The sequence below is a fragment of the Colwellia sp. genome (assembly GCF_013215345.1).
Lineage (GTDB): Bacteria > Pseudomonadota > Gammaproteobacteria > Enterobacterales > Alteromonadaceae > Colwellia.
In genome coordinates, this window is the sequence record NZ_JABSOV010000011.1 from 51,730 (window position 1) to 66,140 (window position 14,411).

Annotated in this window: 17 protein-coding genes and 1 pseudogene; 9 read left to right on the forward strand and 9 right to left on the reverse strand. The window is 39.2% G+C overall.

The genetic code is table 11. The features are described 5' to 3' along the window. Positions 1 to 29: 29 nt before the first annotated feature. The 4 genes from HRT50_RS01980 to HRT50_RS01995 form a co-directional block, all read right to left on the reverse strand. On the reverse strand, positions 30 to 269 hold the full coding sequence (locus HRT50_RS01980; protein ID WP_291610796.1) for a YheU family protein: 240 nt from the start codon (positions 267 to 269) through the stop codon (positions 30 to 32). 268 nt (positions 270 to 537) lie between these two features. Then, positions 538 to 1,224, reverse strand: coding sequence for a flagellin (locus HRT50_RS01985; protein ID WP_291610798.1), 687 nt, complete (start codon positions 1,222 to 1,224; stop codon positions 538 to 540). Positions 1,225 to 1,334: 110 nt separating this feature from the next. Continuing rightward, positions 1,335 to 1,472 (reverse strand): hypothetical protein, encoded by a 138-nt coding sequence (locus tag HRT50_RS01990; RefSeq protein WP_291610800.1) that lies wholly within the window; start codon positions 1,470 to 1,472, stop codon positions 1,335 to 1,337. A gap of 78 nt (positions 1,473 to 1,550) precedes the next feature. Next, positions 1,551 to 2,327, reverse strand: coding sequence for a tetratricopeptide repeat protein (locus tag HRT50_RS01995; protein WP_291610802.1), 777 nt, complete (start codon positions 2,325 to 2,327; stop codon positions 1,551 to 1,553). Between the two features lie 490 nt (positions 2,328 to 2,817). Here HRT50_RS01995 and HRT50_RS02000 point away from each other — a divergent pair. Then, positions 2,818 to 3,042, forward strand: a pseudogene (locus tag HRT50_RS02000) (HD domain-containing phosphohydrolase); the annotation flags it as partial. A gap of 161 nt (positions 3,043 to 3,203) precedes the next feature. Here the strand turns inward: HRT50_RS02000 and HRT50_RS02005 are convergent. Continuing rightward, positions 3,204 to 5,123, reverse strand: coding sequence for an ATP-binding cassette domain-containing protein (locus tag HRT50_RS02005; RefSeq protein WP_291610804.1), 1,920 nt, complete (start codon positions 5,121 to 5,123; stop codon positions 3,204 to 3,206). Positions 5,124 to 5,267: 144 nt separating this feature from the next. Between HRT50_RS02005 and HRT50_RS02010 the strand changes: the two genes are divergently transcribed. Beyond that, positions 5,268 to 5,471 carry a YheV family putative zinc ribbon protein gene (locus HRT50_RS02010; RefSeq protein ID WP_291610807.1) on the forward strand — a complete coding sequence of 68 codons (204 nt, stop codon included), beginning with the start codon at positions 5,268 to 5,270 and terminating at the stop codon, positions 5,469 to 5,471. A 163-nt stretch (positions 5,472 to 5,634) separates the two neighbouring features. Here HRT50_RS02010 and HRT50_RS02015 read toward each other — a convergent pair whose 3' ends face one another. After that, on the reverse strand, positions 5,635 to 5,898 hold the full coding sequence (locus HRT50_RS02015) for a SlyX family protein (protein WP_291610808.1): 264 nt from the start codon (positions 5,896 to 5,898) through the stop codon (positions 5,635 to 5,637). Beyond that, positions 5,874 to 6,815 carry a PQQ-binding-like beta-propeller repeat protein gene (locus tag HRT50_RS02020; RefSeq protein WP_291610810.1) on the reverse strand — a complete coding sequence of 314 codons (942 nt, stop codon included), beginning with the start codon at positions 6,813 to 6,815 and terminating at the stop codon, positions 5,874 to 5,876. Before HRT50_RS02020 ends, HRT50_RS02015 begins: the two co-directional genes overlap by 25 nt. A gap of 232 nt (positions 6,816 to 7,047) precedes the next feature. Between HRT50_RS02020 and HRT50_RS02025 the strand changes: the two genes are divergently transcribed. Next, positions 7,048 to 7,824, forward strand: coding sequence for an FKBP-type peptidyl-prolyl cis-trans isomerase (locus tag HRT50_RS02025; RefSeq protein ID WP_291610812.1), 777 nt, complete (start codon positions 7,048 to 7,050; stop codon positions 7,822 to 7,824). Between the two features lie 278 nt (positions 7,825 to 8,102). After that, a complete protein-coding gene (locus tag HRT50_RS02030) occupies positions 8,103 to 9,362 on the forward strand; it encodes a glycosyltransferase (protein WP_291610814.1) in 1,260 nt (419 codons plus the stop codon). 153 nt (positions 9,363 to 9,515) lie between these two features. Here HRT50_RS02030 and HRT50_RS02035 read toward each other — a convergent pair whose 3' ends face one another. Continuing rightward, complete coding sequence (locus HRT50_RS02035) at positions 9,516 to 9,992, reverse strand: acyl-CoA thioesterase (RefSeq protein WP_291610816.1); 477 nt, start codon at positions 9,990 to 9,992, stop codon at positions 9,516 to 9,518. A 164-nt stretch (positions 9,993 to 10,156) separates the two neighbouring features. Between HRT50_RS02035 and HRT50_RS02040 the strand changes: the two genes are divergently transcribed. From HRT50_RS02040 to sodX, 4 genes are all read left to right on the forward strand, one after another. Then, the gene (locus HRT50_RS02040) at positions 10,157 to 10,585 is read left to right on the forward strand and encodes a hypothetical protein (protein WP_291610818.1); all 429 of its coding nucleotides are present in this window, start codon (positions 10,157 to 10,159) and stop codon (positions 10,583 to 10,585) included. Positions 10,586 to 10,610: 25 nt separating this feature from the next. After that, a complete protein-coding gene (locus tag HRT50_RS02045; protein WP_291610820.1) occupies positions 10,611 to 10,793 on the forward strand; it encodes a hypothetical protein in 183 nt (60 codons plus the stop codon). 25 nt (positions 10,794 to 10,818) lie between these two features. Beyond that, complete coding sequence (gene sodN / locus HRT50_RS02050) at positions 10,819 to 11,322, forward strand: superoxide dismutase, Ni (RefSeq protein ID WP_291610862.1); 504 nt, start codon at positions 10,819 to 10,821, stop codon at positions 11,320 to 11,322. Positions 11,323 to 11,524: 202 nt separating this feature from the next. Beyond that, entirely contained in the window at positions 11,525 to 11,821 is a 297-nt protein-coding gene (sodX, locus tag HRT50_RS02055) for a nickel-type superoxide dismutase maturation protease (RefSeq protein WP_291610822.1), read from the forward strand. 93 nt (positions 11,822 to 11,914) lie between these two features. Here the strand turns inward: sodX and HRT50_RS02060 are convergent, their stop codons facing one another. After that, the gene (locus HRT50_RS02060) at positions 11,915 to 12,460 is read right to left on the reverse strand and encodes a DUF2780 domain-containing protein (protein ID WP_291610824.1); all 546 of its coding nucleotides are present in this window, start codon (positions 12,458 to 12,460) and stop codon (positions 11,915 to 11,917) included. 709 nt (positions 12,461 to 13,169) lie between these two features. On the opposite strand from HRT50_RS02060, the gene hemE reads away from it, so the two are divergent. Further along, positions 13,170 to 14,237, forward strand: coding sequence for a uroporphyrinogen decarboxylase (gene hemE / locus HRT50_RS02065; protein WP_291610826.1), 1,068 nt, complete (start codon positions 13,170 to 13,172; stop codon positions 14,235 to 14,237). Positions 14,238 to 14,411 lie beyond the last annotated feature (174 nt).

The window sequence follows — 14,411 nt, forward strand, 5'->3', positions numbered from 1 at the left end:
GTGTTATTGCTTGTTCATTTGAAATTTAATTAGCTTTGCTCTTCTTCCATTCCTGCTTTGAATTGATCACTGGGTAATATATTGACACTTTCATGGAGCTCTGAATAAACCAATAGCGCACTACCTTGCTCAAGCTGCTTTTTTACTTGGGCAATCTTGGCTTGCTTACTAATATCCTCAGCACCATACTCAGTACCTTCACGTAAAATGAAGTCTTCAATAATAGCGGCTAAGGTTTCGTTTGATAGTTGTTCTAAGGGGATAATCATAAAGGAGTTTTCAGAGCTTTAAATAATGAACTGCTATTGTACCGCTCAATTGCACTATTGCTCTACACTAATTTATTAAAGAATATACCTTTACACTATTCTTCATTTTTTAGTGATGACGGCGCTTGGTAAAAGTGCTGTATTCTTTTCTTGTTCATTCGTTGCGGCGGGAAAATTTGACTATAAAATACCAGAACGTGAAAGACTTTTCTTAAGGCATCGCAATTAAGGCATCGCAATTAAGGCATCGCAGATTGACGCTCAGTCGTTAGACTAATTTATTAAAGAGGATGCCTTTACGCTCTTCTTCATTTTTTTTAGTGATGATGGCACTTTGTAAAAGTACTGCATTCTGTTCTTGTTCACTGGTAGCGGCGGCAAAATCTGTATCTTCAATACGAGAACGCGAAGCACTGACATTGATAATACTGGTTTGGTAGGTAGCTACTTGGCTAGCCAAAGCATTATTTTGGGCACCTAAAGCACTGGCACTTTCATTTACTTGTTGTGAGCTATCTTGAAGAATGGTTTGTGTTGTCGTCGGATCGCTTGCATCGAGACCACTGATAAAGTTGTCTTGCCCTAATACATCACTAGCTAGGGTGTTTATTTGTTCGGTGATTTGGTCTAACTCACCTTGAATAGCATCACCAGCATAAAGGGGGTTACCTGATTGAATCGATAGCTCTTGTGCACGCAACAAGCCATCATTGATCGCAGATAAAGCGCCAGCCTCAACATTATTAATATTGGCTTGGTCTTGTGCGTTAAAGCTCAGTTGTTGGTTTTGATTAATTTGACTGGTAAGTCGATTAGCAATTTGCAAGCCAGCAGCATCATCGGCGGCTTTATTAATGCGTTTTCCAGAGGCGAGTTTCTCAGCTTGCTGTTCTCTTTGCTGATTGAGTTTATCAATAAAGCTTAAAGTAGCGGGTGATTGATTTACCGACAACATAACTAGACCCCAATAGGCTAAATTTGAACCTCACTATTAACTAGTATAGCAATAGAGAGTTATTTAGCCTGTCTCAACAGGAAAGTCTAGCTGATATATAAGTAACTAGGTTAGTGCTTTTTACTATCGTCTTGAATATGCGTAAGAAAGTAATAAACATAATAAGCAGAGATAGCGAGAAGAATAGCTAAACCACCAAAAGCGAACATTACGACAGGATCGTTAGCTAACATTGATAATAAGTTCATATAGGGCTCCATAATTTACTAAGTAATTCTTGATGTACTTAGTGTAATTAAGTCGCCCACTACCTATGCTGATTTAGATCAATAGAAACGCTGTTTTTCCGCCATTTTTGCTTTGAGCTTTTGTTGCTCGAGAATATTGTTATAGATTTTATTCGCTTTATCTATGCTAAGTTCTATTTTTTTATAGGGTAAATCACGTTCATCCATTAATCGGCTTTTTTCTGCGTTTGGATAACCATTCCATGAGGCAATAGTATTCCAGACAAAAGACATTTCAGTGCTCTTTTCTACGCCTTTGCCTTCACTATAAAGTAAGGCCAAATTATATTGAGCAAGGGCATAGTTTTGGTTGGCGGCATTTTTATACCAACGAGATGCTTTAAAATTATCTTGTTTTACCCCCGTGCCGTCGGAATACATAACGGCTAAGTTAAATTGTGCGCTCGCTAAACCTTTTTTAGCCGCTTTATGGGTCAATTCAAAAGCTTTTTTTATGTCTTGTTTAACGAACTTTCCTTCGGAGTAAAGTAATGCCAACTCAAATTGCGCATCTGGATAATTTTGTCCGGCTGCAAGTTGAAATAACTCGACTGCTTTCATACCATCTTTCGGCACAGAGTAGCCATTTTGATAAACCAAGGCCATTTGATATTGGGCTGGAGCATAACCTTCGATAACTAGCGGGCGAAATTGGGCAATGGCCGCTTTAAATTCACCACGATTTAATTCATAAATACCTTGCTCAAGATCATTACCTTGACTAAAGGCAGAGAAACTAGCGAGTAAGATCATAGTTGGTAGTGTTTTTTTTACGCTAAAGTGTGTTTTGATAATTGCACGGGCTTTGGTGAGCATAATTTTCCTTGGTCGGCTTAATTGCTATAAATAAGTGTAGCTTAGAACTTATGTGAGTTACATTAAAGAACTGTTTCAAGCGGTAACTTTTTTCAGCTATTGTTATAATTCATTTTTCTCACCTCTGCAGAAATTATCAATGAGGGGTTTATTGAGAGGGTTTAAACTCTCTTTAACTAGCTATATAAGTTTAGCGTTTGTCTTTTTTTATTTATCAGCGCGGGAACTTTAGTCACGGTTAACCATTACCGTATGTCGGAATCTGCTTTACAGGAAACCTTACAAACATTCGACCTGGCAATAAAACTTCAAACTCAAAGCTTTAAAAAAACACTTAACTCCAGCCGCTTTGCGATTACAGCAGAAGAGCAGAAAGGATAAGTGGCAAGACTTTTCAGCCTATAAAAATGATACCGCGCTATTGGATGAACTGGAAAATTATCTTGCCATTGCCCCCTTAAGTAATGCAGTGCACTTAGGCTTAAAAGGGGATGAAATCTGTATAGAAAGCAGGATTTTGACTATTGCAGATATATTTGAAGCGTTAACCGCCAGTGATAGGCCTTATAAAGAGGCTAAGTCGTTAAGCCAGAGCATTGCTATTCTTGATAATATGCGTAAAGCCAAGCATATCGATAATGACTTATTTGAATTGTTTTTAAGCTCGGGTGTCTATCTTGATTACGCGGACATTAACCAATATCTATCATCATAACTGATGTTAGATATTGCTTAATGTAAAGTGGCTAAGTGCTCTGTTGTTTAGCAGGATAAGCTAAGAGCACTTCCCTTAAAGACAATTAATAGTCGAATAATTGCATAGTCGACTAGGTAACTATTCGGCTAGCTGATTATGAGAGTAGGTAGTTACCCACCTTAGACTGACATCATTTCTTCAATCTGCTCAGCAAGGTCAAGCCACTCCATTTCATTATCTTCAATATCGCTTTTCAATCTCCCTTGTGTTTTCAGTAAATCTGTCAATTCAACTTTGCGATCTGCTTGGTAAACCTCACTGTCGCTTAATAAAGCTTCTACCTTAGTTAACTCTTCCTGCCATTGATGTATCTTTTTCTCTAACTTATCGGCTTCTTTACGCAGTGGCGCAGATTTTTTTCTTAGCTCAGCTTGTTGTTGGCGGAGTTGTTTTTTGTCTAAGCCTTTATCACTGTTTTGTTGCTCACTTTTAATCGACTTTACCGCTTGTTTTTTATCATCATTAAGCCATTGTTGATAATCATCAATATCACCGCTAAAGTCACTAACCTGGCCATTGGCAACCAGATAAAACTCATCAACACAGGATTCTAATAAAAACCTATCATGGGCAATTAATATAATAGCGCCTTCAAAATCCTGCAACGCCATCACTAATGCTTGACGCATTTCTAAATCGAGATGGTTGGTTGGCTCATCGAGTAGTAATAATTGTGGTTTTTCTAAAACGATTAATGCCAGTACTAAACGTGCTTTTTCACCGCCCGACATGTTGGTAACCGGTTCAAGCGGTTGGTCACCGCTAAAGCCAAATTTACCTAAAAAAGTACGAGCTTGCGGCTCACCTAAGGCAGGCTTTGCACGCAAGATATGATCAACAGGACTCGATGCCATATGCAATTGCTCTAATTGGTGCTGAGAAAAATAACCAATTTTTAGCTCTTGTGCGCAATATCGCTCACCGTTAAGTAAAGCAATATCTCCGGCGAGAGATTTAATTAAGGTTGATTTACCCGCGCCATTTCGCCCTAATAAACCAATGCGACTACCCGGTACTAACGTTAAACCTACATCATTTAAAATAGTGACTTGTTCACCATGATCCGATTTAGGGTAACCACACTGACTTTCTTTAAGTGATAATAGTGGGTAGGGCAAACTTTCCGGTTGTTCAAAGCTGAAAGTAAATTGACTATCAACATGAGCCGGCGCTAAATCAGGTAATTTCTCTAAGCGTTTTAATCGGCTTTGTGCTTGTTTGGCTTTACTGGCTTTGGCACGAAAACGATCAACAAAAGCGGTCAGATGGGCAGCCTCTTTTTGCTGCTTTTGATATTGTGCGTCTTGCTGCGCTAGATGTTCACGGCGTTGACGTTCAAAAGAGGTGTAGTTGCCGCTGTATAATTTTGCCTGTTGGTGCTCAATATGTAAAATTTGCCCAATAACCGTATCAAGAAAGTCTCTGTCATGTGAAATCAGTACTAGCGTACCAGTAAAACGCTTTAACCAGCGTTGTAGCCAAATAACAGCATCTAAATCTAAATGGTTGGTCGGTTCATCGAGTAATAATAAATCAGCACGAGATATTAGCGCTTGCGCTAAGTTTAAACGCATGCGCCAACCACCAGAAAAATCTTTTACTGGGTTAGCCAGTTGTGATTGCAAAAAACCTAAACCATGTAATAACTCACCAGCACGGGCAGGTAGGCTATAGCCGTTAATGGTATCAATTTGATTAATAATGGTGGCTTCAAGGTTACCGTTATCCATGATACGAGCTTGCTCTAAATCATGTTCTAACTGACGAAATTCTTTATCACCATCCATAACGTAATCAAGAGCGCTTCGCTCTAAAGACGGAGTTTCCTGTCTTACTGTCGCTATATCCCAGCTTGTTGGCATGGATAAATCACCAGCATCTGGGGTTAAATCACCCAAAAGTGCGGCGAAAAGAGACGATTTTCCACAGCCATTACTGCCTACTAAGCCAACTTTATGGTTAGGGTGAATAGTAAAGCTAGATGATTTTATTAGGTTTTTAGCCCCTCTATCTAAGCTTAGGTCTGTGGCTGTAATCAATGGTAATTCCTCGATAAAATGGCATAGCGTTGCTGGAAAAATACAAGCTAAAAAAATGCCTGTGCATTGTCGCTTTTCCTATGACCACTATTCAAGGTAAAATAGCGATAATTAACTATTTAGTTGTAGAAGAAGTAGGTAAAAATGAACAAAGCCCTAAAAAAGAGATTTATCGCTGGTGCAGTCTGTCCAAAATGTAAAGCTATGGATACCCTGGCACTGACCAAAGAAAATAACGTAGAAAAAGTAACGTGTGTTAGCTGTGGTGAACAAATGGTGCAAACGGAAGCACATGTCGAGAAGGTAGTTCGTCAACACGAGCAGGTAATTGGTGTTTTTAAACCTTGATTACATGAACTTTATTGCGGTATGCCTTAATTAGTACATCGAAAGTACTCATTGATAGTCATCAACTCCGTGCTTTTTATTTCTAATGAAAGGTTTCTAATTAAATCGTACCGCTTCAAATTACATTGTTAGCTATTTAATGAGTAATAGAGCTAGTATCGAATTAGTAATGCGGTGGTGGTGGCTCAACGTCGTCTATATCATCTGATAAGCTACCAGCATCTTTAAGACGATTAGCGACTAATTGAATTTGATGTTTCAGCTCTGAAATTTCATGCTGATGGGCGGCTAGCTCTTCACTTAGCTGTTCAATTACATCATCTTGAAAAACGTTACGTGATTCTAAGGCGTCAACACGCTCTTCAAGCTGCTGAACATAGTTAGTTTTCGAGCTTTTAGCGGTTAGGGGGATTTCGGCATTGGCCATGATTCAACATATCCTGAGGAACTTATCGTTAATAGGTCGTTATTATCGCCAAATGCGACACTATACACAACAGCCCCGGTAGGTCTTTTTGCTTCTTTTGGTGTGACAAACCAATGTGCACGGCGTTTGCCTGTGGCAATATCCCAAACACTGACTTTTCTGCTCGCCGCGCCGGTGATCATGGTTTTGCCATCGGATGAAAAACGCACAGTACTAAATACTTCATGGCGTTTTGTTCCTTGTAAGGTACTTATACGTTTACCTGTTTTTAAGTCCCATATATAAGCAGACTTCATACTGTCGGCGCTAAAGGCGTAACGGGCCTGCGCATCTAATGCTACTTTTGATACACGAGAGCTGTGATTAAATTGATAAACAACTTGTCCTGATTGAGTATCCCATACATAGGCGATGAAATCGTTACCTCCAGACATAGCCACACGGCCGTTGGGCAGCATATCAACGCTATTAACTTTTTCTTTATGGCCAAGAAATTCTAAGCGTCTACCTGTATCAACGCTGACATGCACCACAGTACCGTTGCTTTTGCCAATAAGTAAGTAATCACCGCCATTACTTATGGCAATATCTCTAATGTTTGACTCACGTACTTGCCAGTAACCCTCTGACTTGCCATTTTTCAGGTTCCATAAGGCAAAGTTTTTTCTATTAGCGGTGAGAACATGACTAGAGTTGTCACTGATATCGATGGTGAGTACTAAATTATCACTGCTATTTTGCTCTTGTGCCCAGTTATAAATGCGTTCATTCTTGGTTAAATCCCAAACACTCAAACCATGGTGAATAGAAGAAATAACAGAGAATTTGGCATCTTTAGAAATATTGCCAGCATAGGAACCTTCAACAGACTGCTGCCAACGCTCTATTGGCGCTTGCGTTACAGGTTTGCAAGCCATGAGTGTCGTCAATAAGATGACTGGATAAATCCAATTACATTTTAACAAAATATTAATACTTTTTTATTTGCGCATTTATCGTTAGTATAAGTTCTTTTTTGAAATTGTTTAGTGTTATCTTTTTAATCGTGGCTTTAGTAAAGCCTTAATGGCGCTATAAAAGATAAATTAAACAATGAATAGCCGTAAATTGGGGGAATTCTCCAATTGTATTGTATAAATGGAGATATAAATGAAATTGTTCAAGCCTACCCTAATAGCCCTTGCGTTAGTTGCCGTTGTTGGTTGTAACGAAAAAGCGGTTGAAGAAGTCAAAGCACCGGTACTAGACACTGAAGTGCAAAAACAAGCTTATGGCTTAGGTGCTTCAATTGGTATGTACATGCAACGTAACTTAGAAGAGCATGACAAATTAGGTTTAACCTTAGATAAAGAGCTTATCGTACGCGGTTTTGTTGACAGCATTGACGGTAAAGCTGTTATCGAAAAAGAAGAAATCCAAGCTTTACTAATGAATCTTGATGCTAGCATGAAAGAAAAACAGCAAGCAGCAGCGATTGCCGCTTCTGAAGCTAGCCTAGCTGAAGGTGCTAAGTTTCTTGCCGATAACGCTAAAAAAGAAGGTGTGATAGTAACTGAATCTGGTATTCAATATGAAGTATTAACTGCTGGCGAAGGTGATACACCTGCGGCAACGGATACAGTAAAAGTGCATTACACAGGTACTTTCTTAAATGGTGAATCGTTTGATAGCTCATATGATGGCAAAGGCAAGCCAGTAGTATTCCCGCTTAACCGTGTAATCAAAGGTTGGACTGAAGGTGTACAGTTAATGAATGTCGGTGCTAAGTACAAATTCACTATCCCTTCAGATTTAGCATACGGTCCTAACGGTAACCCACCAAGCATTCCGGGTAACTCAGTACTACAATTTGAAATTGAATTATTAGAAATTCAAAAAGATGAAGTAGCACCAAAAGCAGATGGTCACGACCACGCAGCTCACTAGTTAAAGTTTATGTGGGTTAAGCTGGTTTAGCTATTTACCTACTACTCGTTAAAAATATAAAGCCACCAGTAATTATTTACTGGTGGCTTTTTTTGTTTCCTGAGTACCTTATTGAAAGGCTATATTTAAAGCCAAATTTTGTAATTTGTTTTATAAGTAAGAATTCAATTAGATTAAATGTTCAAGAACAAGGCGTTTGATTGAGCAATAGCGGGCTATTGTGATTGAAAGCAACGATGTTATTGGATATTTAGTCTATTGAAATATAATATAGCCCAATGAAAAAACTTCTTATAATTGGCTATGTTTGGCCTGAGCCTAACTCTTCCGCGGCAGGTAGCCGTATGATGCAGTTAATCCACTTTTTCCATGGGCAAAGGTATCAGATTACCTTTGCCAGCCCAGCGCAACAAACTGAGCACATGGTTGATTTAAACGCCTTAAATATTACCATTGCCAACATTAACCTTAATTGCACCAGCTTTGATGAATTTATTACTGACTTACAGCCAGATACAGTGATGTTTGATCGCTTTATGATGGAAGAGCAGTTTGGCTGGCGCGTCAGTGAGCATTGCCCTGATGCCCTGCGAATTTTAGATACCGAAGATTTGTTTTGCTTACGCAATGCCCGTCATCAATCCTATAAACAAAAACGAGCTATTACGGATGAAGACTTGCTTATCAGTGATATGGCTAAACGTGAGGTAGCGTCGATATTTCGTTCTGATATCAGCTTAATGATCTCAAGTGTTGAAGTGGCATTACTACAGCGCTTATTTAAAGTTGATGCCAGCCTAATTCACTATTGCCCGTTTATGTTGAGTGATGCACAGTTAACGCAAGAAAACCCTAGTTTTAAGCAACGTAATGACTTTATGGTGATAGGTAATTTTCGCCATGCGCCTAATTGGGATGCGGTATTGTGGCTAAAACAGCAAATATGGCCACTTATTCGCAAACAATTACCTGACGCTAAGCTAAATGTTTATGGCGCATATCCACCACCAAAAGCGACTGACTTACATGATGAAAAGTCAGGGTTTCTGGTTAAAGGTTGGGTTGACGATGCGGTACTTGCCATGCAAACGGCTAAAGTGTGTTTAGCGCCACTGCGCTTTGGTGCTGGCATTAAAGGTAAGTTAGCAGAAGCTATGTATTGTGCTACGCCAGCAGTTACCTCTGATATTGGTGCCGAAAGCATGCAAACAGAGCTAGCTTGGCCAGGGGCAATTGCCAATGAGCCACAAACAATAGCCGATGCCGCTGTAAAGCTTTATCAAGATGAACAAGCTTGGCAAGTTGCCAGTGATTTAGGTCAACAAAATGGCCAATTAATGTATCAACAAGAAAGAATTTTAGTGCAGTTAGCGGACTGTTTATTAAAGCTGGCCGCTAATCTTGAACAGCACAGGCAGCAAAATTTTATTGGTAGCATGTTAAATCATCACCACCATAAAAGTACCCAATATATGGCGCAATGGATTGATGTAAAAACTCAGTTGAAAGACTTAGTCGAAGGGCCTGAGGGAGAGTAAAGGGTTTTATAAGCAGACAGATATAAGAAAAAGGCTGTGATAAACCTATTAGGGTTTATCACAGCCTTTATGCATTATTTCTGTCGGGAAATTTTATTCTGACGCCGTTTATCTACGGCCATTACAGTTGCTTTAACATGGCGGCCTAAAGTCTTAATCAACAAAGATCTGCATTTCTTCACCAATTTGTTTGCGCATTTCCATTAATTTAACCGCTGAAGTATGCTGCTTTTTATCTGCTTCTGTTTTTGGTTGCCATTGCGGCACACTTTCTGATTGTCCATTTTGATCAACCGCGACCATGATAACAATACAGTGGGTAGTTAAACGACGGTTTAATGATTTAGGGTCGCAAGCATTAACTTCTAAAGCAATATGCATTGACGAATTACCGGTATAAATAACTTTCGCTTCTACTTCCACTAAACTGCCAACATGAATAGGAGCAATAAAACGTATACCACCCGCATAAGCGGTAACACAGTAACGTCCACTCCAGCCGGCAGCACATGCATAAGCGGCTAAATCTATCCATTTCATCACAGCACCACCATGCACCTTGCCACCAAAATTCACGTCTTGTGGTTCGGCTAAAAATCGTAAGGTAATGTCGCGTTGTGGTGTATTCATAAGTGTGCTCTTTATCGTTAATGGAGTTGTACAGGGTGGATCTGCAGCGGATAGCACAAAAATATAGTGTTCACTGTTAATTAGCAAATATTATCTTTACAGAATCAAATAAAGCAAATAGAATGAGAATTATTATCATTTGTATTTAATTGTTTGGAAGGGTTATGGAAGTCTGGCAAATATTACTTTTAAAGGGTAACGATAGTTTTAATAAACAACAGCTACCACTAGCTGAGGACTATTATCACCAAGCGATAGAATGCTTAGAGCAGCAGTGGCAAGAAAATATTGAAGATAGTGAGCTATTAATGGCCTGGATCAGCGCTTTTCATAACTTAGCTGTTTTGTATGAAGAGCAAGATCAACCCAAAATGGCTTTTCGTTATTTACAAATACCCCATCAACGTATGGCTGAGCTATCACAGCAAAGTCAATATAGCGAAGATTTACAGTCCATAGCCTTACTTTCAATGAAATTAACGTTAATGCCACTGTTAGCTTTTAGTAAAAAACACCCCGCATGCGATGATTGTTTATCATCGCTTAATAAAATGGCAATGGCCGTGAATGCCAGCCAACCGGTAATGCACTAACTTACTGACTACTAAGGATAACGACATGAGAAGAACAGCTATTATATTTGCTCTGACGACATTACTATTAAGTAATCCATTATTCGCCCATCCCGGACATGATCATAGCGCTCCTGGGGCTGGCTTAGTACATTTATTATGGTTAGTACCCGTTATTATCGCCGCAGTTGTTGTGGTATTCAAAGAAATTACCGCCACTAAAGGCTAAGCCAAAATATAGGAAGGAGATGATGATGCTTTATAACCTTATCGCTAAGTTGGACAAGAAATTAAACTTTCCCGTGGTGATGGCACACTGCGATATACCTTGTAAAATCTACGATCCTATCAGTGCTCAAATTGCGGCATTAACTATGATCCGTATGGTCGATTTACTTAATGAATTAAAAGCTAAGCCATCACTAACTTTAGATGAGCAAGCGCAGTTTTTACGACTAGTAAACCAAAAAGAAAAGCATGGTTTAAAAGTAAAAGAAGAAATAAACATAATATGGGGTGATTACATTAAAGCGCCACAATTAAGCCAATACCCAGAGTTGCATGACTTGGTGCACGGCATTATGCTCGCCAGCTCACAAGCAAAACAGCATATTAGTAGAGATGCTGCGCTGACGTTGTTGCAGCAAGTAAATCGCTTTGCGGAAATATTTTGGGCTACTAAGCAAGTGACTACCTTTACTGCCGTTTGTCCATATCCACCAGCAGAAGTACTGGTATACCCCAAGCTCCAACCTTAAAGGCTTGATTGTTCTTATACCAGTTTCACTAAGTTTGTGATCTTGTTGTGCACAGAAAAAATAAATCAAAGCAAGGCGCTCGATTGACCAATAGCTGGCTATTGGGATTGAGAGCAACGCCGTCTTGGCGTATTTTACCCCGCACAAGTGGGCAATAATTTAATGAAATTGGTATTAGGCATACTTTTTATTAGGAGGCACTATGTTCGGTTTTCATTTTTGCAAAGTTACTGGGGTGAGCATGTCACCTCGCATACCGGAAAACAGTTATGTTTTTGTCGTACCTTGGCTGAAAATATTTAGTTTAAAAGAAGGTAGCCTACTTAAGGTGCTTCACCCTCGCTATGGTCATATTGTTAAGTCATTAGCGAAAGTGGATAGGAACGGCTTATTTTGGCTTAAAGGCCATCATAAAAGTAGTGTGCCCATTGAAAAGTTAGGCCCAGTGGGAAAGTCACAAATACAAGGCAAGGTCTTGTGGATATTCCCGCCTAAATAGCTGATAGGCTTTTTAACATGTATAGCCAGTGAGTAAACTGTCGTGGCTATACATAGGCTAAAAAATGGCTGTAGGTAGGAAGCTAATATGTGTTTACAGTAAGCTTAGCCCTTGCTTTAGTGACGCAGCTGCTTCTTTATAACCACTCTTGTCTAAATAACTACTAAAGCTGTTGATTAAACCCGGTACTTGCTCAGTAGACAAACCTAATTTTTCAAAAGCTGAATTGAGGTAATCCAAACTTTCGGCTTTTTTACCTGCTTCACCGGCACTTGAAAATAATGAACTCAATGATGACTTCGATACTTTAGGCGCTTTATCTACATAACTTTGTGTATCTGGCACAGCTTTGCTGATTAAGGCAAAGTTTTCCGGTGTTAAATTATCTTGGGCAATTTTAAGTAGTGAGCCAAAACTTGCTGATACCGTCTCTTCCGAAAGATTTAATTGCTTGGCAGCATATTCGATCATAGCATTAGTTTGAAATGGTACTCCGGCATCTTTGGCTGCGGCTTTAAGTTGCTCAGCCGAAGATTTAGTGATGCTTCCTAAATCAATGGCCATGGCCGGAAGTGAGGTTAAGCCAGCTAAACTTGTTAGGGCAACAGAGGCAGAAAGGCAGATAATTGATAATTTCACGGTTAACTCCATGTTAATTTATTGTAATGAGTTACTTTAACATGCTTGAGGAAGTTTATTCGCGAAATTATTTAAAGGCAGATAAAAAACCATGCTTTTATAAAGGCGATGACTTTGCACAAATAAAAAAGCCTTTCTCAAAGAGAAAGGCTTGAAATGCTCGCATTTTGGTCTTGTTAAACAAGATTCTTATTATTAATTTTTAGCTAGAATTTTTTTATTATTTTTATTAATTCTTAGCTTTATTTATTTTTATTTTTGTTCTTATTATTATTGTTTTTCTGTAGCGCAGGCATTTTATACCAAAGCATTTTTGCCACCGCAACAACTTTAGTAGAGCATAAGCACCACGATTTTTTTCGTACTAAACTGGTCGGACAAGTCAGTGCTGCTAAGCTATTGATTCAATATTCATTGGCAGAAATCAAGCGTAAATTAATACTTTTAAATAAAAGTTAAATAAATTGAACTTTTATTGTGTTGACGTGTTTTAAATTCGAACCTGGGTAAGTTTATTTTTCAGCAGTGTTGATTTAGCGCATAGATCAAAAGCTAGGTCGGTGCTAAACTGCGCATCATAAAATACATTCGCGCTGTTGTGCTGCATAAGGCGGCTTCGCAAAGAGTTAAGGCAGTCCTTGCAAGTAAGTTATGGTTAAGTCATTAGCTAATTGCCAGGACAAAGCAAGACAATTAAGAGGAACTATTGGTGACAGAATTAAAAAATGATACCTATTTACGTGCGTTATTAAAGCAACCAGTAGACTACACACCGGTATGGATGATGCGTCAAGCGGGTCGTTATTTACCTGAGTATCGTGAAGTACGTAAAAATGCCGGCGACTTTATGTCGGTATGTAAAAATGCTGAATTAGCATGTGAGGTAACTATTCAACCGCTACGTCGCTTTCCATTAGATGCGGCTATTTTGTTTAGTGATATTTTAACTATCCCTGATGCTATGGGTTTAGGTCTGTACTTTGAAACCGGTGAAGGTCCTAAATTTACTAACCCAATTACCTGTAAAGCTGATGTCGATAAGATTGGCATTCCTGATCCTGAAGATGAATTAGGTTATGTAATGAATGCCGTGCGTACTATTCGAAAAGAGCTAAAGGGTGAAGTACCGCTTATTGGTTTTTCTGGTAGTCCATGGACTTTAGCGACTTACATGATTGAAGGTGGCAGTTCTAAAGCTTTCACTAAAATCAAAAAGATGATGTTTGCTGAGCCGCAAACCTTACATTTATTACTTGATAAGTTAGCTGATTCAGTTATTAGTTACCTAAATGCTCAAATTGCTGCGGGTGCGCAATCAGTGATGGTATTTGATACTTGGGGCGGCGTATTATCTCCACGTGATTACAATGAATTCTCACTACAGTATATGGCGAAAATTGTTGATGGTTTAACCCGTCATAATGAAGGTCGTAAAGTGCCAGTAACCTTGTTTACTAAAAATGGTGGTATGTGGTTAGAGTCTATCGCAGCGACAGGTTGTGATGCAGTTGGTTTAGATTGGACTATTGATATTGAAAACGCCAAAGCGCGCGTTGGCGATAAAGTTGCTCTACAAGGCAATATGGACCCATCAATGTTATACGCACCCTTGCCACGTATTGAACAAGAAGTTTCAAAAATACTAGCCGGTTTTGGCGAAGGTGGTACTGGTCATGTATTCAACTTAGGCCACGGCATTCACCCTGATGTGAACCCAGATCATGCTGGACACTTCATTGAATCAGTACACCGTTTAAGTAAGCCTTACCATAAGTAAGCCTAGCTTATTATAAAGAGTGTAAAAACATAAAGCCGTGGTTAACTTATCCCCTAGATAAGCTAACCACGGCTTTTTTATTGGCAATTTTAAATGAGGTTTTTGCCAAGCCCTTTAGTGACTCCTAAATACCCTCTCTCACTCTGTGCTGTTTTCATGCAACTAGCTAGTTGC